Origin of the sequence: Rhizobium mesoamericanum STM3625 (assembly GCF_000312665.1) — a bacterium.
Lineage (GTDB): Bacteria > Pseudomonadota > Alphaproteobacteria > Rhizobiales > Rhizobiaceae > Rhizobium > Rhizobium mesoamericanum.
In genome coordinates, this window is record NZ_HF536778.1 from 438120 (window position 1) to 463473 (window position 25354).

The following is a 25354-nucleotide window of genomic DNA, read 5'->3' on the forward strand; positions in this document are numbered from 1 at the left end:
CCACGGCCTATTCGACGGTGACTGATTTCGCCAGGTTGCGCGGCTGATCGACGTCAGTGCCCGCAAACACGGCGGTATGATAGGCGAGCAATTGGATCGGCAGCGAGAAGATCATCGGCGCTATGATCTCGTCCACATTTGGAAGAACGATTGTTTGCATCGTGTCGAGCTTCAAGGCGCTAGCGCCCTTCTCATCGGTGATCAAGATGATCCGTCCGCCGCGGGCCGCAACCTCCTGCATGTTGGAAACGGTCTTATCGAAAAAGCGGTCGTGCGGTGCGATCACGACAACCGGCATGTTCTCGTCGATGAGAGCAATCGGACCGTGTTTCAGTTCGCCGGCAGCATAACCTTGCGCGTGAATATAGGAAATCTCCTTTAATTTCAGGGCGCCTTCCATGGCCAAAGGGAAGCTCGTGCCGCGGCCAAGATAGAGTACGGCGCGGCACTTTGCCAATTCACGCGACAGAAGCTCGATCCTTGGTCGGATGCTGTTGAGCACCTGCCCCATGACGCGCGGCACCTCGGCAAGCCGGCCGACCAGTGTCTGTTCCTCCTTCTCCGTAAGGGTGCCACGCGCCCTGCCAGCAGCAACCGCGAGCGCAGCCAAAACGGCGAGCTGGCATGTAAAGGCCTTCGTAGACGCAACGCCAATCTCAGGACCGGCGAAGATCGGGAACACAGTGTCGGACTCCCGTGCTATCGTCGATTCGGGCGCGTTGACGACTGCACCGGTCTTCAAGCCGTGCTCCTTGCAATAGCGTAGGCAAGCAAGTGTATCGGCCGTCTCGCCCGATTGTGAGATGAAGAGAGCTGCCACCTGTGGCGAGAACGGGATTTCGCGGTACCGAAATTCTGACGCGACATCGATTTCGACCGGCAGACGTGCGTAGTGCTCGAACCAGTATTTGCCGATCAGCCCGGCAAAGTACGCAGTGCCGCAGGCGGAGATCGCCAAGCTTTGCACGTTGGCGAAGACCGTGTCGCGCCAAACCGCGACTACCTTATTGTCGCTGAAGTTGATGTAATGGCTGAGGGTATCGGAGATGGCCTCCGGCTGGTCGTAAATTTCCTTCTCCATGAAATGGCGATAGTTGCCCTTGTCGATCATAGGGGCCGTCACCAGCGAGATCTGCCGCGGTCGGGTGGTGACCTCGCCGTCGATATCGAAGATACGGACGCCAGTCTTGTCGATGACCGCCCAATCTCCGTCGATCAGGTAGGTGATCTCGTTGGTTAAGGGCGCCAGCGCAATCGCGTCCGACCCGAGGAACATTTCGCCGCTTCCGTGACCGATCGCGAGCGGCGGGCCATTACGGGCAGCCATGATAGTCGAAGGGTCTTCCTCGAAAAGCAGAGCCAGCGAGTAAGCGCCTCGGACGCGCTTCAGCATCGCATGCATAGCTTCGCGCCGGCCCATGCCGTCCCGGCGAAGTCTTGCCACGAGATGCGCGATGACCTCCGTGTCGGTGTCGGTTTGGAACTCGGCGCCGGCCGCGGTCAGCTCATCCTTCAATTCGGTGAAATTCTCGATTATCCCATTGTGGACGACCGCGATGCCGTCGCTAAAATGGGGGTGGGCATTGCGTTCCGTCGGCGCGCCATGGGTTGCCCAGCGCGTATGGGCAATGCCGATTGTGCCCGCCAGAGGCTGTTCTTTCAGCTTTGCCTCAAGATTGAAGAGCTTGCCCTCACAGCGCCGGCGATGGAGCGCTCCACCGTCGATCGTCGCGACGCCCGCCGAATCGTAGCCACGATATTCAAGGCGTTTCAATGCGTCTATCAGCCGGTCCGAAACCGGATGATGGCCGACAATACCCACAATCCCGCACATACACTCTCCGCGTTTTCGCATATCGGCCACAACGCGCTCACCTAGTCCCGTCAGTCTGGAGTGAGCGAAGCTACAATCAGTCTTTGATCGCCATGACAGCTAAAATTCCGTCGGAACTTCGTGGCAAAACCGTCATGTTGTCGCGCTAAGTAAAATTCAACGCGTTCTAACGGCACTCGACTTATTGGAAAAATCGATTCTTTGGATCGCACCCATTTACGTCATGGATTGTCATGGCACCAGTGATGGCTGCTGAGGCATTATGACGGACGTTACTCCTGCCTTTGGAAACCGGCCGGTTTATGTCCGAGGCGGCCCCCATCATCCTAGCGTCCGCTCACACCGCGTTCTAGGAGTCCCCTTCGAGCGGGGCTTGTGGGAAAGCCTCCCTGGCAATAAAAATCGTCTCAACGCTCATCAAACTCGCCACAAAGGATGACTTTTCGTGTCAATTTACTGTTGGAAGTTTATACGGGTTATCGCATTTGCACCTGCTGCTGCGATCATGCTGGCCGCGCATAGCATATCGGCGCAGGATTCGTTCACCACGGTGCAATGGCCTAACACGCCAACGGCACGGATTGAGGCACTTGCGATTCTGCAGACCTTGAATGCAAATCTCCTGAGTAATGCTAGCGCCACTTTGACGCTCGATCGCTGGTGTGCCGGACACAAGCTCGCACCGCTAGGTTCTAAGATCGTTGCACAGCGGGTTCGCGGCCGAGACAAGCCCGTCGATAGCCGCATCCGAGAACTTCTGGCGGTCGGCCCCGACGAGCCCATCGCCTACCGACATGTCCGCCTCGTTTGCGGCAATCGCGTCCTTTCTGAGGCCGACAATTGGTATGTTCCGGCAAGGCTGACAATGGACATGAATAAAGCGTTGAATACGAGCGACGTCGCCTTTGGCAGAGCCGTCCAATCTCTTAATTTCACCCGCACAAATCTATCTTCCAATTTGCTGTGGTCCCCTCTTCCAGAAGGATGGGACGTAGAAAAGGAGCTACCGACACCCGCAACGGGATCATCTCTTGTACTACCGCCCTTTCTTCTCGAACATCATGCAGTGCTGAAGCTTCAGGACGGCACTCCGTTCAGTGCGCTGGTCGAAAGCTATACGAGCAATGTACTGGACTTCCCTGCTCCACCTCTGCTTGCCCACTAGCTGCCCATTAGCGCTACGACCAAAAGCGCAGCGCCCGGGACGGTATTTTCGATCGACCGTAAGACAGCGTCGCCGTTGCCGAAGCTCGTCGGGGGCGTTTGTACCCGGCGAGCTTGCAGGGGTCGGTCCTATTCGGTGTTGTCGATGGGCGCTTGACGTTGGTTCGCTCCTTCTCGGTCTTCGTAAAAGGACCGTTCTTGAACCTTGCGGCGACCTCACTCTCATCAACCTGGCGACCCAAAGCCAGCCGCCGTTCGACGCGTCCATAATAGCGCCGAGACTGAACGAGTTGGTGAAAGCAAACGGGGCGGGCGGGTATCTTGTTGCGGTGACGCGATGATGCGATCCCTGCTGTACGAAGCAGCGCAAGTCCTGCTTGTAACCATTAAGAAATTGTCGTGGCTAAAAAGCGTGGGCGATGAATATCGCCAAACGCCGCGGTAGGCAAAAGGCGGTTGTAGCCTTGGCCCGACGGCTTGCGGTGATCATGCATTGCATTGTGGAGTGACGGAACCGAATTCTGCTGGACACAGGAGAGGCTGCCTGTTGCTGCGTAGTTAGCAATCAGGGTAACGAGAAAAAGGAGACAAGAAGATTTCGCCGCCGGTGGAAAGATGTCCTTCGCAGGACGACGGATGGTGAGTTCGCGTGGTTGTTTAGTACGGTCGTTTTTTGCGATCAGGTCGCCGATTAAATTGTTCCGCCTCATTCTTCTGGTCCCATAGTGTGAGGGCCGCACAGTGGATCCCGGAGAGAAGCGCGATACTGCGAAGACATCAATAACCGTAGCTACGGACAGTCAGAAGGTGTTTGACCTCACCACGCCGAACAGAGAAGACAACCCCATCAATACAGTCCCCGATGTCCCAGTGACGGACGGTGATTTGCCGTAACCTTGTCAGTCGACCAGTGGGTGCCCGGCCGCACACTTAACGGCCTCGGAAAGACAGTAACCGGGCGTGGAGCAAAAGACGCTTAACAATCATTCGCATTCAAAGAGCCAATTCACGACCTGACCACAAATCGTGCCAACGTGACAAACCCGATTTGAGAACCAGCCGTAGAATCGGATCGAGCTTTTTAATCGGCACCACGGGAGGCCAACGTTGTTCTTGATGTGCGCTTAATCATCCGTTCCGTCGATGCTTTGTATTCAAACAGAGAATTTCACAGAGTGGGTGGTCGCGGTTATAGGGAGTCCCGTAATAACCAAACCTAGTAACATTAGGAGCTTTAGAAGCATGTATTTGGGAACAGAATCCAATGATATCATCGAGGGCAGCAATGGTAACGATATGATCGTTGGCAAAGGTGGCGATGACAAGATCTACGCTCGTGCGGGCGCCGACCGCGTGTTCAGTGGAGGGGGGACGACCATGTGATCGGTGGTCCGGGCGGCGATCAAATCCATGGCGATGACGGTAACGACATTCTCTCCGGCGACAATGGGCACGACCAGCCGCGCATCATTAGTCACGACGACGACTATATCGATGGTGGAAGAGGCAATGACACACTCTTCGTGGGGGACGGTAGGGATTCGTTGGCAGGAGGCGAAGGCTCCGACACGTTCGTTTTCCAGTTCCACAATCCGACGCCGGGCACTCCAGAGCCGGGGCTTTATTTTGGGCCAATCCCGGAACCGGTATCGACGATCCTGGATTTTAACCCGGCTCAAGATACTTTCGCTTTCGATGTGAAGGGATTGGGCAACGATAATAGTGGTGCGAACTTTATCAATCACGCCGACCTTCAGGCGGGTTCCACCGTTGATACCTTCTATGAGGGCAAGGCCTCGGGTGCGAGCGGTGAACACGTCGTGGTAATCACAGACCAGAGTTTCGCCAGCGGGTCTGACGCAACGAGCGCTATATCCGGAGAGAGCGCCGGCGACATCATCGTCTACCACAACGCCGATACCAGGACCGTCGATTTAGCGTATGTTACTTCGCCTAATCACGTGGATGTCTTCGCCCACTTGTCGGAAGTAGGTAGCGTCTCAGACCTGGCTAACATGCACCTTACCCCCTCCGACTTCACCTTTGTCTGATCGCAGGATGCTTGGGCGGGTTCGCGCGCCAAGCCTCCAGTTGCTGCGTCGCTTCCGCTTGTTCAGGTTCCCGCGTCGGGAAACCGCGGTTAGGCCGCGAAAATCCTTTGCATGATCCGGTGTTCGACGGTCGGCCTATCGCCTTGTGCCGGGTTGACGCTGCGCCTCCAGCTCGTATCCGCTTCAGCAGCCGACGCACCTGTCGCAGCGTCAATGACTGCGACAGGGTACGGGCTTCCTTGCGGCACATGGCACCATTGAGGTTCTCGTAATCGTCCAGCGGCCGGTGCATAGGCGATGTCACGTTGCCGTGGGGAGGCGGTCGCGTTTGATCAAAGCGGGGCGGGCCAGTAGCCATGCGTCATCGCCGGGGCTGCCAGCAAGTGGCTCCGGCCGCAACTGAGAATCCCAGGCGGTCACGGCAATACTGTGAGTTGCCTCGAACGAACGTTTGATTAGCCTCCGAACGTTGGCAGGTTCAAGCCTCTTGCAGGTGATGCAGGAGCCTTAGCAGGTTAGGAGCTGCATCATTATGCTTACTCCGATTGAGCGTGTTCGATCTTGAGAATGGCTTCCTCGATCGACGCCACGCCGAGCAGCACCAATGCATCGGCCAAACAACGCTCTATGTCACCGATACTTCGGCCCTCGATTATGGCAACCTCTTCAAGCGTGCGGCCCTGTTTCAGCCACCGAAGCGAGTTCATTTGCAGGGGGCAAAGGGGCAATGTGTTCGCCATCATCCTCTCCAAGCAATTTATAAGAATTCATGGAGGTCTCGCGCCGCTACCACGTGGCCTCGCTCTCGACCGCGGCTGCGCATGTTCATGACTTTCGCTATGGCGCGCGAAGCGTTGGGATGAAGAATGGCCACTAGAGATTTACCCCGTGGCCGGCGAGGAGGATGGGCGCTAAGCCGAGCTGCGGCACGACCGGTATAGAAAGCCGAGAGGGAAACGGCCGTCGTCGAGCAGGGATCGACAACAGCCGAGTGAACCTAATGGCAGGCGTTGATGCCCCTCCCAGGCCAGGAGCCACGTTGGACTTTCGGCTATTCTCCGGGGTCCGAATGGCGGTGAGATTTCGTTTCCGGCTGGTTCCATTATAGAACCGTTGATGCTGCTCGATAGCTGGCATCATCGCAAGATCACCTCACGAACGCGAAAGGCGCGTTAGCTCCGATCCGTCGGGCGCCTGTCATGCCCACAATCACACGATTGATTTCCGGAGGCTTGTCACTGATATGCAAAGCGGAGATAAGCTGGATGACCTCCTGATCGGACGGTGAGCGACGATGATGCAGACGCAGGAAATCCATCGACGTTGGCGTGCGGAACGTTTCCGTCCAACGGGAAGCCTTTCGAAGATCTCGCCGGGGTGGCCAGTCGTGCGTGCGGCACGATCCGATGCGGCAACCGGTTGCCTGCGTATACATAGGGCAGAACCGGTGGCCTCCTGTTAACGAGGAAACGCAGACACCACCGCCATCTATAACTAACGGACCTTCAAAGTCGAACACCTGTTTCCTTGTCGAATACATGCACATGCGGCGCCTGAATATCGATTTTGACTGCATCACCTGTTTTAGCCTGGAGGAAGCCCGGCACGCTTGCAGTGAACTTGCCAGCCGCTGTATCGATGTTTACATGGGTCGCCGGCCCGACCGGCTGAAGCATATGCACCCGGCCTTCAAGTCCGGTTTCACCGAGGCGAACGTGCTCCGGCCGAACGCCGAACTCCACTGGTCTGCCGACCTTGAAATTGCGTGGAGCAACGTTCACCGGAAGCGTCTGCTCGCCGGCACGAATGAACATAGATCCGTTTGCTTCGGCTAAAACCCCATCGAGGAGCTCGATCTGCGGGCTCCCGATAAACGAAGCGACGTAACGGGTGGCCGGTCGTGCATAGATTTCCTCGGGGGTGCCAAACTGCTCAACGCGCCCGCGATACATGACGGCGATCCTGTCCGATATCGACATCGCCTCTTCCTGGTCATGGGTCACGAAAATCGAAGTCACGTTCTGCTGCACATGTAGTTGCTTGACTTCCGTGCGCATCTTTACTCGGAGCGAAGCATCAAGGTTCGAGAATGGCTCATCGAACAAGAAGATACGCGGCTCTCGAATGAGGGCGCGGCCGATCGCTACTCTTTGTTGCTGCCCCCCGGAGAGCTGCGCTGGAAATCTCTCAAGTACATGGTCGAGTTCCAGAGAGGCTGCAAGTTTCTGGACCTTCTCCCGGATCACTGATGCGGCGACGCCGCGCATCTTCAGCGTAAACCCGATATTCTGCGCAACTGTCATATGCGGATAGAGCGCATAGTTCTGGAACACCATCGCCACGTCGCGCTCGACCGGCGACAAGTCATTGACACGTCTTCCGCCAATCAGAATGTCACCGGAGGTGCTGTCTTCAAGGCCCGCGACCATGTTGAGGGTGGTGGTTTTGCCGCAACCGGACGAGCCCAGAAGCGTGATGAATTCGCCTGCCTTTATATCAAGATCGATATTGTGGCAGACTTGGAAGCTACCGAAGCGTTTGGAAACCTCTTTCAACCTTACGTCAGTCACTGTCTATCCTTTCATCATGCCGTCGGCGAAACCGCGGATGATCTGGTCCCGGAAGATTGTTGCGATCACGATGACGGGCGCGACGCTGATCACGGCAGCCGCCATCATCTGCCCGAACACTGTTTGATATTGTCCCGCAAACTGGGCGATCGCGAGCGGCACTGTTTGCGCGCTCTGTCGTGTCAGTATCAAAGCGAAGAAGAATTCGTTCCACGCCTCAATGAACGCGAACACGGCGGCTGCTCCCATAGGGGGGATCGAAATCGGCAAGATGATGTACCAGAACGTTCGCAGTACACCCGCGCCGTCGACGGCTGCTGCCTTTTCGATCCCGACGGGAATGCTGAGGAAAAATCCGCGCAAAATCCAGATGACGATCGGGAGGTTGAACGACAGATAAACGACGCCCAAGGTCAGCACGCTGTCGATCAGGCCCAAATAGCTGATGATCAGAAACAGCGGTATTGCAATCGCGATCCCCGGCAGCATCTGTGTTGCAAGAATGATAAACCCGAGCGCATTCGAAAAGGGAACGGACAGGCGAGCGAGCGCGTAGGCTGCCGGTGCTCCCAAAGCCAGGGCGAGTGCCGTGGAGAACAGCGAGACGATGAGCGAGTTTACCACGCCACGCCCGAGCGCAGCTGCAGATGCCGCCACGGTGACGAAGTTGTCGACCGTAAAGTTGGATGGCGAAAGATCCGGTGGCTGGGCGATCAACGCACTTTGTTCCAGCAGGCTCGACACAATAAGCCATACGATCGGTGCAATTGACCAGACAACAAACACCGTCAACCCGAAATAGACAGCGACCCTTTTGACTGGCCCGCCGTTGCGATAGGCCTGAAAGCTCATTTTGCACCTGCCGTGGGCTTGGGTTTGAGGAGCCACAGATAGCCAATGGCAAGCATGAACGTCAGGATGAAGATGACGTTCGCGATTGCCGCGCCGTAGCCGATATCAAGGAAATTGAACGTGACCCGGTAGGCCAGGAAATTCAGAAGCACTGTTCCGTCAGCGGGGCCCCCACGCGTGAGAACGAAAATGATGTCAAATACCCGTAGCGACCAGATCGTCTGGAGGATCACTGCAATCCCGATAGCGTCCTTGATGGCTGGCAGTGTGATATAGCGAAAGCTTTGGAAGCTGTTTGCGCCATCCATGTACGCTGCCTTGTGCAGGGCGACAGGCACCCGCTGGAGACCCGCCAGCATCAGGAGTGTGACAAAAGGTATAGACTTCCATACGTCGACGAGAAGCAGGAAATTCAATGCACTGAACGGCGTCCCCAGCCAGACCTGGTAGCCATCAATCAGCCCAAGTGTCTTTAGCAGGGCATTCAAAACCCCGTAGTTGGAGTTGAGAATCCACTTCCACAGCACGGCGTTGGCCACCGGGGCGATTGCCCAAGGGACAACAAGCAATATCTTTAGAAACCCACTTCTGCCCTGTGGCTGGTTCAAAAGCAGCGCAACGCCCAAACCGATCCCGACAACGAGGATGACCTCCATTGCGGAAAAGTAAAGCGTGTTTAATGCGGCGTGCTGCAGACCTTGGTCAGAAAACATCTGCCTAAAGTTCGCCAGTCCAACCCAGACCTGATCGAGTTTGCCGGCTCTGAGCTTGACGTCATGGAGCGCGAGCAATGCCGACCTTACGATCGGATAACCAAGGATCCCGGCTATGACGATTAGTGCAGGCGCGATAAGAACAACGCCGACCATCTGTCGGCGTTTCTCGAATGTTGTGGCCATCTATATCACCTCTGGGGACATCATCCGCGACGTTTGACGATCGCCGTCACCAGATCGTGCGCTTCAGCAATGGCCTCCATAGCCGTCTTCTGTCCTTGCAGCGCCTTCTGAACTTCAGTGCCAATCGCCTGCGTTACCTCGGTAAAGTCTGGCGTGACAAAACTCTCATAGGGGTGTTGCGCCTGCTCAAGCACCACCTTTGCGATCGGCAGTGCCGCCTGGACCTCCGGATCACCCAGGACAGACAGTCGAGACGGCAACCACCCGGTATCGAGTGCCTGACGCTTCTGAATTTCTTTTGACATAAAGAACTCAACCAGCTTTCGGGCCTTGTCAGGATGTTGGCTGGCATTGCTAATCGTCCAGGCGTCCGTGCCGTCGATCGAGGCGGAACCTGCAGGGCCCGCAGGAAGTATCGTAGCGCCCATCTTTCCGACGATGTTCGACTGTTTGGGATCCTGCGCCGTCGCCCACATAAATGGCCAGTTCATCATCATCGACGCGCGACCGGATGAGAAGACGTTGGTGGCGTCATTGATCCCGGCGTAGGAGATCGAACCCGGCTCGGTTCCGGCCGCCTTCAGATCGAGCATCATCTGGAGAGCATCGACGCCGGCATCACCTTTAAAGACCGGCATGCCGTCTTCGCCGTACATCGTACCGCCAGCCTGCTGCAGAAATGCCATCCAGTAGCTCGCGGCCCCGCCGATGCCGGCCGCCTCCGCATAGTTCGAGACGTAGCCAAAACGTCCGTCGCGGGTCAACTCTTTCGTAAATCGCTTGAAGTCGTCCCAATTTTTTGGGGGCTCCTTGATACCCGCCTGTTCAAGATGCTCTTTGTTATAGAAGAGATTGAGCAGCGAGAGCGTGAAGACGGTTCCATAGCGCTTGCCCTTCCACGTGACCGTCTTAAAACTGGACTCCGGAAGGTCGGCGATCAATTCGGCCGGGAGATCGTCGACGAAAGGATAGAGGAAGCTTTCGAACTCGGGGACCCACGCGCACATGTACATGATATCCCAAGGTGCGGATCCCGATGCGAAGGCAGTTGCCATGCGGTCATGAAGTTGCGGCCACGCCAGCATCTCATAGTTTACGGACGTCGCATTTGCCGCTTTCCACGCTTCGAATGCCGCCTCAGCAAACTTCGCCGCTCCGGGAGGAGCGGGATCTGGCGGTAGCGGGCCGAACACAGACAGTTCGGCGTCTTGCGCCTGCGCGTAGCGGCCGAAAAGACTACTGGCCGTCGCCGCAGCAACAGCGGCTCCGGTAGTCTTCAGAAGGTGACGACGAGAAATGATCGATTGCATTGGTTGAACCCCTTTTCTTGTTGAATTTCGGGCCGGGAAGAGAATCTTTTGGTGAAGAGAATCTTTTGGTATTGAGCGCGCCCTAAGGCTGACTGAACACCTTACGCGCAGGCAGTGACAGCCCACAGACTCTCCTGGACAGTTTCATGCTCCGCTCCACCATCACTGGCCTCCCCAGTTGCCAACATATGATATGCACGTTCGCGTGCAGTCAAGTCTAAAAATGCGCGATATCGTGCGATGCAACTTTATAGGATCTTATCTACGCGCGCACTCGCACAAATGGATTGATGGATGTAGGACCTTCATGCTTGGCGTTACTGCGAGCGCGTGGACCTAGATCAGACTAGGGACATTTAGCCGAAATGCCGTAGGTCGCGTAACGTCCGATATACTTTGATAAGCTCCGCTCGCGGGAAGCAAACACCGGGTCAACGATTCTCGTATGCCGGCTGGCCATCGCCGTGAGTTTGGCCCCTCGAACGCCTCTCGTCGGGGAATAGTTATGCCAGCGGCGAACAAGATTGCCAGGCGATCCAAAAGAGGATGATGTGCCGATCTGCTGCAGGTTGTCATAACTGTTGCACGAGATCGTGCAGCCGGTCTCAACATGCACCATACTCGAAAGACAAGGTATTCGTTTCCGCGCCCTGAGCGCACGCGGTGCGTGATCCGCCCCCCAACTGCCCCCCGAGGAAGACGTCTTGTCGTTTGCGGTGATTAGCTGGAGGGCTAATATTCGTACAGCACACATTCGACGTGGCGAATGTCAGATCGGCTGGTTGCTCGGGAGCAGCACCATGTCGCGAATGGTGACGTGTCGAGGGCGCGACAACATGAACGTAATCGCGTCAGCGACGTCTTCTGCTCGCACGCCTTCACCCAGTCGGACCTTTTCTGCTATTTGTTCTTCGTCCGTGTAGCCCGTAAGTTTTGTCAAAACGATACCTGGAGCAACAGCCCCCACACGAATGTTTTGCTGCCCAACTTGCCGGCGCAGGCCGTGTATGAAAGCCTGAATGGCGTGCTTCGACGCACTGTAAACTGGCTCGTGGTGGATCGCCGTATGTCCTGAAACGGAGCTAAGTGCGACAATATCACCGGCCTGTTGTGCCACCATGCTTGGGAGCACGCGGCGGATTGTCCGAAAGACGCTGTTGACGTTCAGTCCGATAAGTCTGTCCCATATTTCGGGATCATCGTCCGGTACATAGCCCTGATGGAACATCCCGGCGCTGGCCACTAAAACATCAATTCGGCCAAAAGTCCTAAGGTGATCGTCGACCACCTTTTCGACCATTCCGTCTTCACACAGGTCGGCGGCCACGATCGAGGCCCGGCCCGAAAACTCTTCAACGAGCTTCGAATACTCAGTGTCCAGGCGAGCGGTCAGGGCAAGCTGAGCGCCCTGCGCAGCCAATGCACGCGCTGTCGCCAGTCCGATGCCGGAGCTTGCTCCAGTGATCAGAGCGACTTTGTCTTTCAAGGGGTAAACCATCTCAATCCTCCAGAATGATGGAACTTGTGGTCGGCAACATGCAAAAGAGCGAGCCCCCTGCATGTCACCGCTAAGCGTCGACCCAGGTTCGCTCACCCGATCAAGGGGAGAGCGTAGGGACCCAAGCCCGGGGTGCATTCAAACCGGGGACCGGGGCCTAATGTCGAATTGACTTCACCTTATCCATGAACGCCTTCACACGGGCCGGATCGACGGCGTTTTCGAACACACCATCAATCTTGAACGTGGATCCTACAACCGCGCCATCGGAGACCGATAGCTGGCGCTCCACGTTCTCGAGCCTGCAACCGGTGTTGCACAGCACGACGGTACCGGGAACTGCGGCTTTGACGCTCGACAAGATCTGCGTATCGGTTTCGGCGCCAGCGGTCAGACCTGAGACACAAAGCGCGTCCGGACGATTGTTGAACACCGTGGACTTTGCAATATCGACGATGTTTCGGTTGCCGAGATAGGAGGCGGCCTCGGGAACAATGTTGTAAAGCAACTTCAAGTCCGGGGCGAGACGCATCTTGTGGCGTATGGTATCGCCGACATTGGTATTCCAAAGGCCGAAATCACTCGCATAGACGCCGCTGATGATTTCGCGGATGAACAGTGCACCGGTCGCGGCGGCCAGATCGATCGAGGCGATGGGGTCCCAAAGGACGTTGACGCCAAACGGGATCGTGATCGATGGCATCACCTCGCCAATCACACGCGCCATGGCGGCAGTGGTCTCCGGGCGCACTTTCGTCAGATAGGGAAGGCTGAATTCGTTTGAGAACATGACCGCATCGACGCCACCGTCCTGAAGGTGCGTAAGGTCGGCAAGAGCTTTGTCGATAACCATTTTCATGCCCCCGGCCGTATCGTAGGCCGGATCGCCAGGCAGTGCCTGGAGGTGGCACATGGCGATGATTGGTTTATCAACGTGGAAGATTTCTTTGAGCCATTGCATCGGATTTTCCTCTTTGTGTTGCTGATTGATGGTCTTCAGTAAAATGACGAGTCGTGTCTGCCGAACGGGCCGCCCCCGCAGGAATTCAGTTCAACGCTAATTTCTCGTCAGGGCCGCGGTGCTGTCGCGCCTGTCTGGCGTTGGCTCTTCGATCTCGCCAAGAAACCCTAGGATGAGCTCGGCTGTCCGCTCGGCGTAGCTGGGTTTGGCGTGAACGTCGTCTTTCCGCGGCGCCTTTTCAAACCGGGAGCCAGGGATCAACCGATGGAGTTTCTCGGCGAGCGTGAAGGGATGGATGTCGTCCGCGTCGACGCCGATGACGAGCGTCGGAACCTTGATGGCCGCAAGTTGCTCGGTAGACAATTCCACACCGTCTCCTGCGATGTCCGACAGCAGTTTCCCAAGCCATTCAGGCTGGTGTTCTCCGAGGTAATCGGTCAACGTGCTGTAGTTGTCTGGGCTTGATCGCCTTATCCGAGCCGCAAGATCGCTCGAAACAAAGATCTCGAGAGCCTTCTTGCGCGGGTATCTCCGCAGCAATTCGCCGACTGCCCGGATCGGCTCGAGATTGTCAGGAGATTTGTCCAGAAACCATGCGGGGCGCACCAGGATCAGGCCGTGCACACGCGAAGGGTTCCGGATCGCAAGCGCAAGCGCAAGCGCCGCGCCCATCGAGATGCCGCCCACAACAAAGCCGTGCGGGAACCGCCCAGCTGAGTATGCTTCCATGTCCTGATAGAAGGCCTCTATCGAAAAGGCCCGCGGCTGCGGGCAGGACGAGCCACCATGCCCGGCGCATTCGATCGTGGTCAGAGCGAACCGTTCATCGTCGGGGAAAATGCGCGCTACCTGGTGCGCGTCACCGCCGAGGCCGTGCTGGAACAACACGGGGAGCCCATGATTGCCGCGACTGACGACATTCAGGGATGCACCGCTGAGAGATCGGATGAAACTATCGTTCGTCAAGTCGGGCAACCTTCTCTGCCTAGAGGTCGATGTGACGCCGGGTGCGGATACTCTCGTCGGCGGCAAGAACGACCCGGAGACTGTCCACCGCAGCTGTGAGGTCCGGCGTGTCGATCGCGCCTGTTCGGATGGCGCCGAGAAACGCGCGCTGCTCAAGTTCGCAAAGTGCGTCATGATCAGGCTCGTCGGCCATCCTGATGATTTCGTCGGCGTGTTTCAGGGAATTGTCCGGATTGAGCGCAGAATGGTGGATCCGCAGCGCGCTCGTTTTCACATGGTTCAGGATGTCCGAAGACGCGGTCGTCGATGCCCCTTCATTGGCGGCGTCACCCTGTTCACTCATCGTGATACTGACCGCACCTTTTGGCCCGACGATGTCTTTCACGAAGTAGGCCACTTCGCTCATCATCGGGCCCCAGCCGACCTCGTACCAGCCGATCGAGCCATCATCGAAGGCCACCTGCAACTGACCATAATTGTACTGGTCCTCGGCGATCTCATCTGTGAGCCGCGCGCCGATGCCATGGACGCGAACGGGCTTGGCTCCCGTCAGTTCGCACATAACGTCGATATAGTGCACGCCGCAGTCGACCAGCGGGGGCAGGGACTTCATCAGGTTTTTATGCCAGGTCCAGGAATGCCCAATTGATTGCTGATTGATGTTCATCCGCATGACCAGCGGTTTGCCGAGTTCTTTGCCGCGCCTAATGAGCTCGCGCCACGAGGGATGGACGCGCAGAATGTAGCCGATATAGAGAGTGCGCTGTGTTTCCTTGGCGACGGCGACCATGTGTTCACCCTCTTGAACACTCCGCGCCATCGGCTTTTCCACGAAGACATGGGCTCCGGCCCGCATTGCCTTGATCGCGAAATCGGCATGGGTGTCGGGATAAGTACTGATGATGACCGCGTCTGGCTTAAGCCCTTTCAGGGCCTCGTCGAAATCATTGAAGCGATCGACGGATGACAAGGCAGGTGGCACTTCCATGGAAAGCACCGAGCGGCTGCAAATGCCGACCAGTTCAAAGCCGTCGATGCGAGTGATAGCCGCAGCGTGCGAAATGCCCATATGGCCAAGCCCGACCGCGAGAACGCGAAGTGCGCTTTCATTGTCACGATCGTCAGGCATCAAACCCTCCTTCAAAAGGTGCTGGGTATCCTGGTGTCCACAGTCTCTCCCTGCCGGAGCGCGCTTCGTATCGCTCGGCATGTCGTCGCATCGCTTCGACGAGACCAGCATCGTTGCCGAAGATTTCGGAGATCTGGCTCGGATAGAGCAGCGCGGCCTCGATCCGAGCCGCAAGCTCCACGTCGATGAATTCAGGGACTGACTGTTGCCAACCCGAGAGCTCGAGGCCGCGTTCGACTGTTATCGGGTGTTCGGCCGGGAATTCCCCGAGCAGATAAGGGAATTCCTCGTAAAGCCTGAGCGTCTGACGGCCGAGGCAGACATCTTTGGCCGCCGCAACCACCATGAGATGATCTGCATGACGGCCGATACCAATCGGCGCATAAACAATGTCGGGACGTTCCTCAGCGATGATCTGGCCAAGCCTGGCTTTGGCCGCCTCGACATGTTTTTGGTCGGCGAGCTTCAGTCCGGCAAATAGCTGCGGAATATCGCTGTATATCGGCTGCCCATTGTCATCCGTGCGGTAGATCGCATCCGGAAACCCCTCATGACGGCACCGCGCTCGAAGGAAATTTGCGGCCTGCCGATCCTCCTGCCGGCGGATCGCGTAGGGACGGTCGCCGCGGTTCCAGACGCCATGAAACCGGCGCGCGAGTGGCGTAAGCGCGCCAATGGCGTCGGCGGTGATGAAGGTCGAGGTAATGACGTCGTCGCCACCGCTCGTCAGCTTTCTGATAAGCCCGGCACAGCTGAATGGCGCATCGTCGAGATGCGGCGACAGAAAGAGGTGACGCGTGGCGCCCTTTCCCATCAGCGGACCGGCTCCTTTGACGGAAGAAGATCGGAGAGAAATGCGGCGGTCGACGCGGCTTCGCTCTCATCGAAACCATGGGCGATGACTGGACCCGAGAAGCCGCCTCGGACAAACAGGTTGAGGAGCCTGGGAAAGTCGATGAAGCCTGTCCCGGGCGCGCAAGGCCTGCCGTCGATGCGCATATCCTGTGCATGAATGATAGACGTCGAATCTGCCAGGAGATCGTAGGCCCGAAGCAGGGTGTCGGACGCATAATCGCGTTTGCTCCATTCAACGAGGTTGAAAGGGTCGAACACGATCTTGACGCGGTTGCTCCCAACTTCGTCGAGGAGGCGCCGCGCACTCGTCGGCGAGGAAATGACATTCGATGGCTCAGGTTCAACACCAAGGACAACATCGTGCGCCTCGGCAATTTCGATCAGCCGGTCGAGTTCGCCGCGGAACGCGCTCCAAGCTTCTTCACCGGCGTTGTCGGGATGAATTTTCCATTTGTCCATGGCATGGCGGGTCCCGGTGCAAAGGGTGATCGTCGAGTAGCCAAGTGCTTTGCTTGCTTCGGCGAGCACGCGGAAACCCTGTCTTCCTTCTTCGACAACCTTCGGGTTGGGGGCGATCATATTGTAGGTGCCAGAGATAACCGGAATGGTCACGTTGCTCGCGGCGAAGTCACGCCGCACGGTTTCGAGGTGACCATCGTCCACGACCGACGGCAAGGTATCGAGGCCTATGCTCGCCATGTTGAACTGCGTGCACTCATAGCCGGCAAGCGCGATTGCATCGGCAAGACTGGCGCTTGTCTTGCGATCGAAGGTTTTGGCGAAGATTCCAAGGTGGATCAATTTGTCAGTCCATTTTCTAAAGGTGCCCGTAGGCGTCGTCCGATGCGATGAGCGGCAGCCGATAACCATGCTTGGTGAGTCAAGGCGGTGTTCAAGTTTCGGGTCACCCTGCTAGGTTCAATATTTCGATGTTTGCGAAGAGGGATGGCGAGCCGGGTGACGCGCCATCCCCCCGGGAGGGCGAGCTGCTGGTACAGCCCGCGTTAGGGATCCTACAACAGCGCAGAATTCTTGACCTGGTTCCCATCATGACCGGGCGGCTCATCAAGCCTCTCAAGATCCTGAGGTGTGAGATAGCGCCGCATTGCCGGCTGCTTCAAGACCGCTGAGGCAATCGCGGTCCCAAGTCGAGCTGACCCGGCCCAGTCTCGTCCGCGGGATAATCCGAGCGCAAAGCCTGCGTTGAAACTGTCTCCCGCGCCAGTCGTATCCGGCCCCTCAATCGGAACACACCGGATCTCGACGGCGGCAGCGTTGGTGCTTGCGGAAACCAGGCAGCCTTTCGCGCCCATCTTCACGACCACCGCTCCGGCGAAGCTTTGCCGCATTTCCTCCAACGCCTCGATCACGTCCTCGTGCCCGGTTAGGGCCAGTAGCTCCGCCTCGTTTGGCAGAAAGCAGTGGCACTCCTGGATCACAGCAAGGAGCATGTCGCGGACGGATCCTGACCAGCCGGCCTGGTCGGAGCCAGGGTCGAACAATACGATGCTGCCATTCTGACGCGCTTGCCTGGCGAGCTCGGCTACGTCGGGCTGAAGGGCCGGGGTCGTGAAGAAGCCGGTCAGAAGCGTGATCGGCGCTGTCATCGCATCATCTGAGAGATCCCTCTTCGAGAAGGTCTCCATATGACCCCGCGACGTAAGAAAAGACCGCTCCCTGTCAGCTGCCTCCAGCGCCACCGTGATGCTAGTCGGCTGCTCGACCGACGTGATGTCGGAAGTTTGCACCCCAACCGCGGCGAGCATCGAACGGATAACCGCACCGATCGGATCATTACCTAATGATCCGAACAGTCGAACTGGCGCTCCGGCTGCCGCAAGCACCATCCCGGTTATGCCGCCGCTGCCCCCGGGTCGGAAGCTGACGTCCTCGACGAACCGCTCTTCGCCGGGGGGAGGCAAGGCTGCCACCGGCCGCATTACCAGGTCGGCTTGAACATTCCCGATCACGGCAATCGCCTTGGAGGAGCTGCCCATGGCGATCATGCCGACTTGCGATGATCAGGCTCGGCACGAGCGGCGAGCAAATTGACGGACTCCACGATTTCGAGCGCCTTTAGGCCATCAAGCGCTGTCGGCTGAACCGGCTGGCCGTTGAGGAGTGCTGCCGCAAAGGCTTCCACCTGCAGCTTGTAGGCGTCCGTATCGCCGAAGATCGGTTCCTCGTAGCTGGAGTTCTCGGCTCGGAAAATGCGAACCTTGCTGGCTGCGCGTGAGAAGGGAAAAGGGATCTCGGCGCTGATATGTCCCTTGCTGCCGTAGACCTGGAAGCCTTCAGTCCATTCGGCATGAACACTTGCCGTTACTTCGAAAGATGCAGCAGCACCGGCCTCCGTTGTTGCAATGCCGTGCCAGGAGTGATCGGCGCCGTCGACCGCCATAGTTGCTGCCGACACTGTAAAGTCGCCGAGAAGGAAGCGCATCAGATCGAAAGTATGGATCCCATGAGTCGCCAGAAGATGTGTCTTCCGGTTGGCAGCTTTGAGCGCCGTCTCGCGGCTTCGCACGTCTTGATCGACCAGCATGGCCGGAAACAAGGTTGCCTCGACGGGTGGACGCAGCTCCGACATCACGCGATACCAGCAACGCGCACTCAAGATCCGGCCAATGTCGCCTGCGGCGATGACTTGCCGTGCGCGAGCAATGCCCGGATCAAACCGCTTCATGCTGCCGACCTGCAACTGGAGGCCGGTTTTGCCGAGAACGTCGATCAATGTTTCCGCTTCCGACGCGGTTACGGCGACCGGCTTTTCGACAAGAACATGCTTGCCGGCCTGGAGGGCGGCGATGGAGACCGGCACGTGGAACCGGTCAGGGATAGCAATCAGCACGGCGTCGAGGTCGGCGTTCAGAAAATCCTGCTGCTCGGTATAGGCGGGAACGCCAAGCCGCATACCCGCGCCCTTGGCAAGCAGTGCACTTGGATCGAATACCGCTGCCAGCTCGACATTGCTTGCCTTTTGGACTGCAGGAAAATGCGCCGCCTGGGCAATACGGCCGCAACCAACCACGCCCAGTTTCAACTTGTCTTTTGTCACTTCGCCTCTCCGGAACGATTGATCGAAATCTCGTTGCTACTATCAAGCATGCACGATAGTGTGCAGTCAAGCAATAAATGCACGATAGTGTGCACTATCTAGCAACGATAAGCCTCTGCTCAAACCCGGAGGATATCGCAAAGTAATCGCAGCTCCGAAGCTAGGGGAGGGGGAGAAGCGTGTCTGCGAAATAAGCAATCCCCGCAAACCGCTTTCCCAACGCAAGTGCGGCGGCTCGGTTGCCCTGGAGGCCCAGCGACGTATTACAGTTCGACGATTTGGAGCTTTTTGCCGAAGGCCTTGCGCTGTTCCGCGTCGATCCGACTGTCGGTAATAATTTGCGAAAGCTCGTCTATACCGCAGACCCGGGCAAGGGACCGTTTTCCGAGCTTTGAGCTATCGGCAACAAGCACGGCGCAATCGGCTGCGCGGATCATTGCCTGCTTCACCGGCACCTCGATGACGTTGACATTGCTCAAGCCAAGCTCTGCCTCCACGGCTTCGGCACCGATGAAAGCGATGTCGACGTGAATTTTACTGATGTAGTCGACCGTGTTGGGGCCGACGAGCGTATAGACTGTATCGACCTGTACGCCGCCCGTGACGTGCAAGTTGATGTTGCTGCATTCCGAGAGCAACATTGCGATCTGAAGATCGTTTGTGATCACGGTCAGGTTCTGCCTGGATTTGAGGCTATTTGCCACGTGCCATGTGGTCGAGCCGCTATCGACGAGGACAGTCTGACCATCCTTCACCAGGCCCGCAGCGTATTGTCCGAGCTGCCCTTTGACCGATGAGCGAAATTTTCGTCTTGGTTCATAAGGATAGTCAAACCCTTCCTTAGTCTCGATTGGCAGGAAACCGCCCTGGGTACGGATGATAAGTCCCTCGGCTTCAAGACGAGCGAGATCACGCCGGATCGTCGAGCTATCGACCCCAAATTCGTCCTCGATGATCTTCGAAGGAACGTAACCCGTCTTTTGAGCGCGCTCCACCATTTGGCGACGTCTCTCGGCCCCATTTGTCATTTTAGTCCTCGGACGCACATTGCACGTTTTCGTGTATCACACCCTCTTTGCTTAGCGGTGCGTCGTCAAGTGCGCAATCGAGAAGGTTAGGGCTTGCCACACAACGCTTGTAAAGACGGTCTATTCGCGCTGCCCGGCTAAGATTTAGTTTCCCTCGCACGCTGCTACGCTTTCGGCAAGGCGTACCGGAGTTTCGTTCAAACGGCATGGCTCGTTTCACCATAACCTTTTTCCAACGCCATCTTGGCCAGTTCAGGACTGAGGCACTCATCAATCAGGAACTTCATCTCGCCTACCGCGGTGGGGAACGCAACGATCCGTGAGGATGACCGATCCTTCGTGAAGGTCGCTGAAGACACGCGGACGTCCACGCAAAGGATTGGCTTCCGCGTAGATCGTCGCGAGCCTGATCTTTTCTGCATCGAGGTTAGGCCACGTTTCGAGAATGCGTTCCGTCGAAGCGCCTGCCGCTGTGGACGCGGCAACATCATAGACAGGAATGCGGGTGCCACGAATGACCGGCGTCCCACCAAGGATGTCGGGCGATGATGCCATGGCTTCTCGCGCCGCGGCGAGGTCGTCCAGCCGTTCGCGCGCGCCCCTCATAAAGGGCATGAGATCGATCGTCAGAAACTCGTGGTGCACGGTCCAGTCTTCACGCAGTAGGGCGGACCACGGAAGGCTGCGAGCGCTTGCGAGCCGGGCCTCTGCCGTCCGGATGGTAAACAAGCGTTCTTCCGAGGTAAGGTGGCGGGCGCTTTCGAAGTAAAGCGCGATGAGCGAGCAGGCTCCGGCCAGGACATGACGACCGCTGTCTAGCGAAACGAACGCGCCCGGCAAGATGTGTTCGTCGATGACGCGATTGACGTCGCGCAGGCTCACGCGCGAGACAACGGCAGCCTCGCTCACCTTTAGCATTTCCGCCACTGCGGGCATGTGAGCCTCCATTTTATAGTAACGGAGGCTCATCGAAGGCGCCACCCTAGCCTGAATAGAGGCCGGCCTGATCGGGATCTACAAGCAGTTTCACGAGGGCGAACCGCTTGCTAACATGGCGTTCGGACTCGTCAGCATGGCCGGGTCCGGGGCTACTGCACCGCGATGCCGAACGCATCCAATACCTCGGCCGTTATCGTGCCGGTCACCTTGAGATTATTGTCCTGCTGCATCTGGCTCAGGGCGGCGCGCGTCTCTTTGTCGACGACTCCGGTCAGTGCGCCGGCATAGTAGCCATAAGCCGTCAGTCCCGATTGCACCTGAATTACGACCTGTCGGAACTTGTTCGAGTTTCCCGGAAGCGTCTTGACGGGTGCCGCCTGCCGCGGCGCGACAGGAGCGGGGTCCGGAACCGGTGATTGCACAGGCGGTGCCGAATAGGTCGGGGCGGCATAGAGTGGTGCGGGAGCTGGCGAGGGATCGCTGTAGGATGGGCTCGCGTAGGACGTACTCGGCAGATAGCCGCCACCGCTGCCCGATCTGTGGCTGGAATGCGAGCTGTGGGAGCTATGGCTCGAATGGGACCGGTGTCCGGCGAGCGAATACAGATGCCGAATCTTGAGCCGCTCGAGGATCGAATGAGGGTCGGGCTTCTTGACGATCGGGTCGAGCGGCATGGCGTCGGTCTTTGCCGGCAGGAAACCTGCTGCGAGCAGCGACGGAATGAGAAATACGCGTCGTTTCATATCGGTCCCAGCCCCCTGAACCCTTTCTTGTGGTCATACCATTCGAAGAAGCCTCCGCATCGCTGCCTCGACGAGCAGTCTGCGCAGAAGGGTTCTTGCTTGTTCTTCCAGTCGGAGATCGACGCCGGCGCCAGGTGGCGGTAGCGGGCCGGAACCGAGCACAGCGGAAAGTTATAGAGCTGGACTGGAACATCTCGCGCCGTGGCGATGTTGATGGCGCGCGCGACATTGCCAAAGTCCGTGGAGGTGTCCTTGAAGCTCGAATCCCAGTTCATCCGGCCAAAGCCGATGTTTTCAAGCTGCATGATAGCCCAGCGCTCGAGGAAGGGCAGGGCAGTGCCGACGAACCCAGCCAGTGCCGGCAGCTCGTCGTAATTCTGCTGCATGACGACGGTTCGAAGCTCGATGGCGGCCCCGGATTCGAACAGGATGGAGAAGGATTTGGGCAGCCGGTCGAAGGCGCCTGTTTTCTTGACGATGGCATCGTGGCCGTCGGCATTTGCGGCATAAAGAGGAATTCCCCACAGGATCCGTTCGACGCCGATCTCCTGCAAAGTGTCGATGTCTTCTTCTCCGAAGTGCTGGCCGTTCGTAAGGATATGAAACATCAGGTCGGGCCGCGTCTTCGACAGCGACAACAACATGTCGAAGAGCTTCCTCTTGTGAAGGAGAGGCTCGCCTCCCGACAGGCCGATGTAGGCGTTCGACGGCGCTAGGGACGCGGCGGTCTCCAGTTCGGAAAACAGATCGACATGCTGCTTCTTGGGAGGCTGCGAACACATGAGGCACAACTGGTCGCACTGTTCGGTGACCAGGAACGTGTTGTGCTGCGAATCCGCTCTGAGCAGGCGCCGGGCGCTTGCTTGTCCTGGCACGATCATGATCACGTCGTTGTCGAGCTTGAGATCACTCGCCGCATGGAGCGCCAGAGAGAAGCCCTGGAAATCGTATTCCCGCCGCGATCCCTCCATGCCGATCAGGACGGCGTCGTTCGGACCTGGACCGCTTGCCGCGTCCCGTAGCCTGACCACAAGAGGTTCCACGAGAGGAAACGGATCGACCTTGATGCGGAGCTCGATCATTGGTGAACCTTCGTCAGTTCAGGGTCCATTTCATCAAGACCGGACCAGAGGGCGATCGATCTTCGTACCTTTGGATCGTCGGAATAGAGCAGTTCGAAAGCCAGATCGAAGAGCGCCGTGTGCCTCTGGCAGAAATCGGTAAGGTGACGGGGCAGGTCGATCCGCCCGTATCTGGAAAGGTCGTCGATGAGGTCGACGCCGCAGTAGGCCTGATAGGGACAGTGCACGCAGTCCGGATCGAAGAGGTTGAGCGCTTCCGCGTTCAGGGCGTCGACAACCGTGCAGTCCATTCCCGTATGAACGTCGCCCATGCGCAGGTCGATCTGCCCCAGCCGGGTTATCATGCGTGCCTCGTCGGTCGGATAGAACGAACCGTCGTGGTCGACCACCACGTAGTCTCTCCCAACAATGTTGGGGTTTCGGAGGTCCACGTGGCCATCATGGCCGCCACGCACGATGCGCCGCAGACAGTGGGAGAAATAGAACTCCTCCATCGGGCGCTCCGACGTCGCGTTATATTCGACGAGGGTCATGACGAAGCGGCGCACATAGGCGTTCCAGACGGCGCTGATGTCTCGCGTCCGGAAGCGTTTCCGGGCAAAGCCCTGATGATTGACGGGTCGCAGGTATATCGATCGGAAGCCGAAGCAGGCGTAGGTGTCGATGACTTCGCGGGGATCGGGGAGGGCATCGAGATCGAAGGTCGGCAGCGCCGAGACGCGATCCGGCCCGTCGTTCGTCGCGCGGGCAAGGTTCCGGAGAAACTGCTCTGTTGCGGCGGCGGCCGAAGTCCTGTGGCGTTCGTGAAGCGCGCGGGTGGGATCGAGCGACGTGCTGACGAAGGTATCTTCCGACGACAGGAAGTCCCAGGCCGCCTCGCTAACGTCCTGGAGATTGGTGCAGACGACGAACTGCGCCTTGTCGAACCGCTGCCGCGCGAAGTCGCGGACCTCCTGCAAGACATCCAGGCGAAGGAGAGGCTCGCCGCCTTGGAATTCGATCTTGATCGCCTTCGTCGACAGCCCGTCGAGCCAGCGAAGGACGGCCTGGAGCGTCGCCGCGTCCCAATCGTGACCGGGCGCGTTTTCGTTGACGCGGCTGACCTGGCAGTAGGCACAAGCGAGATTGCAGCGAAGCGTCGGCACGAGGATGACGTAGTCGAGGTCGGCAGGGGCGTGAAGACGCTTCGCCCATCGATAGCTGAACGCGTTGTACGCGAGGTCGCTGACGTTATCGAAGGCGTGCCCATTCGTTTTGAGGAAGGCCCGGTCCTCGGCAGTCATGTCGCCATGGACGTAGCGTTCGAGGAACGCTCCGTTCGACCGGAAGAACCCGCCGGCGTCGTTGCAGAAGATGAATTCCTGCTCGCCCACCGGCCGGAACTTCAGCGGCATCACGTTCATCGCAGCAGTCTTTCGATCACCGCCCGGCGAAGCGTGTCGGTCTCGCGATGGATCTTTTGGCGATAGAGCGTATACCGGAATTCGGCAATCAGTCCCGTATCGGAATTGCTCAGTGCAACGCCTTCCTCGGTGGTCGCGATTTCCACGTCAGGATGCAGATAAGAGAAGCGTGCGATGGCTTCGTCGAGATAGGGCCGGAAGATCGGCGCAATGTCTATTGTCACGAATATCAGCCCGAACGAGCAACCAGGAGCTACTGATATAGCTGGGTTGCGATGATTCCAAAATATTATCGCTGAAGTTGATCCAAATTTATTTTGACTTTGCTTCGAGGGAATAGGAAAGCTGGGCCGAAAGACGCCAAGCGCAAGAACCATCGCAGTGGCGACTGTATAGGGACGCGTCTTGATTGGGGCGGCGGCAGGATGATTTTTCAGGCAAGCTACGCGGCGGTACTGGCCGCGTGCATCTTCTGCACGATGTCTGCAGGCGCGGCACTCGCGGAAATCCGACCGGTCCGCGATGTTCAGAAGGCGCTTGCCGAGCAAGGATACGACGCCGGCACGCCCGACGGTATCTGGGGAACGAAGTCTGTCGCAGCGTTGAAGGGATTTCAACGCGCCCACGGGCTCGCGCCATCGGGCGTAGTGACCCAGGATTCGCTGAAGGCGCTCTTTTCGTTCTCGGTGGCTGAGACGGAGCCCACCGTCACTCCGCGGGCAACCGCCGCCGCACCTGCGGCCTCGTCAGTCGCGCTTCAGTCCGATGTCTCGTCGGCTGAGCCTGCAACTTCGTCGCAGCAGACACCGCGGACGCCCAACGAAACCGCGTCGAAGGAACCTTCGAGCAAGAGAGCGGACCATTCAGGCTATGTCGTCGTCATTGTGCTCCTCGTCATAGGATTCGTGTTCGCCCGACGCAGGACTAGGAAAGCACCCCGAGCAGGCCGCCGCATGCGGTCGTCCTGATCTGGCTTCCGGTGAGCAGCGATCCTGTGGAAAAAGAACAAATC

The 25354-nt window shown here is 57.9% G+C and carries 25 protein-coding genes and 1 pseudogene; 5 read left to right on the forward strand and 21 right to left on the reverse strand.

The features are described 5' to 3' along the window. Positions 1-7: 7 nt before the first annotated feature. Complete coding sequence (glmS, locus tag BN77_RS30715) at positions 8-1834, reverse strand: glutamine--fructose-6-phosphate transaminase (isomerizing) (RefSeq protein WP_007539674.1); 1827 nt, start codon at positions 1832-1834, stop codon at positions 8-10. Positions 1835-2279: 445 nt separating this feature from the next. Between glmS and BN77_RS30720 the strand changes: the two genes are divergently transcribed. The 4 genes and pseudogenes from BN77_RS30720 to BN77_RS30725 all read left to right on the forward strand — a co-directional run bounded on the left by BN77_RS30720 (position 2280) and on the right by BN77_RS30725 (position 5049). Beyond that, the gene (locus BN77_RS30720; protein ID WP_007539676.1) at positions 2280-2999 is read left to right on the forward strand and encodes a hypothetical protein; all 720 of its coding nucleotides are present in this window, start codon (positions 2280-2282) and stop codon (positions 2997-2999) included. Between the two features lie 291 nt (positions 3000-3290). Further along, positions 3291-3556, forward strand: a pseudogene (locus BN77_RS33160) (transposase); the annotation flags it as partial. Between the two features lie 684 nt (positions 3557-4240). Continuing rightward, a complete protein-coding gene (locus BN77_RS35785; protein WP_328285769.1) occupies positions 4241-4381 on the forward strand; it encodes a hypothetical protein in 141 nt (46 codons plus the stop codon). Next, positions 4378-5049 (forward strand): calcium-binding protein, encoded by a 672-nt coding sequence (locus BN77_RS30725; protein ID WP_007539680.1) that lies wholly within the window; start codon positions 4378-4380, stop codon positions 5047-5049. The genes BN77_RS35785 and BN77_RS30725 overlap by 4 nt, the downstream gene beginning before the upstream one ends. Before the next feature lie 536 nt (positions 5050-5585). Here BN77_RS30725 and BN77_RS30730 read toward each other — a convergent pair. The 20 genes from BN77_RS30730 to BN77_RS30820 all read right to left on the reverse strand — a co-directional run bounded on the left by BN77_RS30730 (position 5586) and on the right by BN77_RS30820 (position 24566). Continuing rightward, positions 5586-5789 (reverse strand): hypothetical protein, encoded by a 204-nt coding sequence (locus BN77_RS30730; protein WP_007539682.1) that lies wholly within the window; start codon positions 5787-5789, stop codon positions 5586-5588. 407 nt (positions 5790-6196) lie between these two features. After that, complete coding sequence (locus BN77_RS33170; protein WP_341872177.1) at positions 6197-6625, reverse strand: MFS transporter; 429 nt, start codon at positions 6623-6625, stop codon at positions 6197-6199. Then, positions 6555-7619 carry an ABC transporter ATP-binding protein gene (locus BN77_RS30735; RefSeq protein ID WP_007539684.1) on the reverse strand — a complete coding sequence of 355 codons (1065 nt, stop codon included), beginning with the start codon at positions 7617-7619 and terminating at the stop codon, positions 6555-6557. The genes BN77_RS33170 and BN77_RS30735 overlap by 71 nt, the downstream gene beginning before the upstream one ends. Positions 7620-7622: 3 nt before the next feature. Then, positions 7623-8471, reverse strand: coding sequence for a carbohydrate ABC transporter permease (locus BN77_RS30740; RefSeq protein ID WP_007539685.1), 849 nt, complete (start codon positions 8469-8471; stop codon positions 7623-7625). Then, positions 8468-9370, reverse strand: a complete 903-nt coding sequence (locus BN77_RS30745) for a carbohydrate ABC transporter permease (protein ID WP_007539688.1) — start codon at positions 9368-9370, stop codon at positions 8468-8470. Before BN77_RS30745 ends, BN77_RS30740 begins: the two co-directional genes overlap by 4 nt. A 20-nt stretch (positions 9371-9390) precedes the next feature. Next, the gene (locus BN77_RS30750; RefSeq protein ID WP_007539690.1) at positions 9391-10680 is read right to left on the reverse strand and encodes an ABC transporter substrate-binding protein; all 1290 of its coding nucleotides are present in this window, start codon (positions 10678-10680) and stop codon (positions 9391-9393) included. A 769-nt stretch (positions 10681-11449) separates the two neighbouring features. Further along, positions 11450-12241 (reverse strand): SDR family oxidoreductase, encoded by a 792-nt coding sequence (locus tag BN77_RS30755; protein ID WP_244426298.1) that lies wholly within the window; start codon positions 12239-12241, stop codon positions 11450-11452. 94 nt (positions 12242-12335) lie between these two features. Next, the gene (locus tag BN77_RS30760; protein ID WP_007539694.1) at positions 12336-13139 is read right to left on the reverse strand and encodes a BtpA/SgcQ family protein; all 804 of its coding nucleotides are present in this window, start codon (positions 13137-13139) and stop codon (positions 12336-12338) included. 96 nt (positions 13140-13235) lie between these two features. Beyond that, on the reverse strand, positions 13236-14105 hold the full coding sequence (locus BN77_RS30765; RefSeq protein ID WP_157224565.1) for an alpha/beta fold hydrolase: 870 nt from the start codon (positions 14103-14105) through the stop codon (positions 13236-13238). 19 nt (positions 14106-14124) lie between these two features. After that, entirely contained in the window at positions 14125-15234 is a 1110-nt protein-coding gene (locus tag BN77_RS30770; RefSeq protein WP_007539698.1) for a Gfo/Idh/MocA family protein, read from the reverse strand. Continuing rightward, entirely contained in the window at positions 15227-16048 is an 822-nt protein-coding gene (locus BN77_RS30775; RefSeq protein WP_007539700.1) for a PIG-L deacetylase family protein, read from the reverse strand. The genes BN77_RS30770 and BN77_RS30775 overlap by 8 nt, the downstream gene beginning before the upstream one ends. Next, the gene (locus tag BN77_RS30780) at positions 16048-16890 is read right to left on the reverse strand and encodes a sugar phosphate isomerase/epimerase family protein (protein ID WP_100248116.1); all 843 of its coding nucleotides are present in this window, start codon (positions 16888-16890) and stop codon (positions 16048-16050) included. Before BN77_RS30780 ends, BN77_RS30775 begins: the two co-directional genes overlap by 1 nt. A gap of 212 nt (positions 16891-17102) precedes the next feature. Further along, on the reverse strand, positions 17103-18095 hold the full coding sequence (locus BN77_RS30785) for a carbohydrate kinase family protein (protein WP_007539704.1): 993 nt from the start codon (positions 18093-18095) through the stop codon (positions 17103-17105). Continuing rightward, positions 18092-19147, reverse strand: coding sequence for a Gfo/Idh/MocA family protein (locus BN77_RS30790; RefSeq protein WP_007539707.1), 1056 nt, complete (start codon positions 19145-19147; stop codon positions 18092-18094). The genes BN77_RS30785 and BN77_RS30790 overlap by 4 nt, the downstream gene beginning before the upstream one ends. Before the next feature lie 263 nt (positions 19148-19410). Next, a complete protein-coding gene (locus BN77_RS30795) occupies positions 19411-20175 on the reverse strand; it encodes a DeoR/GlpR family DNA-binding transcription regulator (RefSeq protein ID WP_007539709.1) in 765 nt (254 codons plus the stop codon). 270 nt (positions 20176-20445) lie between these two features. Beyond that, positions 20446-21111, reverse strand: a complete 666-nt coding sequence (locus BN77_RS30800) for a DUF433 domain-containing protein (protein WP_007539712.1) — start codon at positions 21109-21111, stop codon at positions 20446-20448. A 152-nt stretch (positions 21112-21263) separates the two neighbouring features. Then, positions 21264-21857, reverse strand: coding sequence for a His-Xaa-Ser repeat protein HxsA (gene hxsA / locus BN77_RS30805; protein WP_007539714.1), 594 nt, complete (start codon positions 21855-21857; stop codon positions 21264-21266). Beyond that, positions 21854-22939, reverse strand: a complete 1086-nt coding sequence (hxsC, locus tag BN77_RS30810) for a His-Xaa-Ser system radical SAM maturase HxsC (RefSeq protein WP_007539715.1) — start codon at positions 22937-22939, stop codon at positions 21854-21856. The genes hxsA and hxsC overlap by 4 nt, the downstream gene beginning before the upstream one ends. Next, positions 22936-24342 (reverse strand): His-Xaa-Ser system radical SAM maturase HxsB, encoded by a 1407-nt coding sequence (gene hxsB, locus BN77_RS30815; RefSeq protein WP_007539717.1) that lies wholly within the window; start codon positions 24340-24342, stop codon positions 22936-22938. The genes hxsC and hxsB overlap by 4 nt, the downstream gene beginning before the upstream one ends. Next, a complete protein-coding gene (locus BN77_RS30820; protein WP_028747003.1) occupies positions 24339-24566 on the reverse strand; it encodes a hypothetical protein in 228 nt (75 codons plus the stop codon). The genes hxsB and BN77_RS30820 overlap by 4 nt, the downstream gene beginning before the upstream one ends. Positions 24567-24767: 201 nt before the next feature. On the opposite strand from BN77_RS30820, the gene BN77_RS30825 reads away from it, so the two are divergent. Then, positions 24768-25310, forward strand: a complete 543-nt coding sequence (locus BN77_RS30825; protein ID WP_007539721.1) for a peptidoglycan-binding domain-containing protein — start codon at positions 24768-24770, stop codon at positions 25308-25310. The last annotated feature ends 44 nt before the right edge of the window (positions 25311-25354 follow it).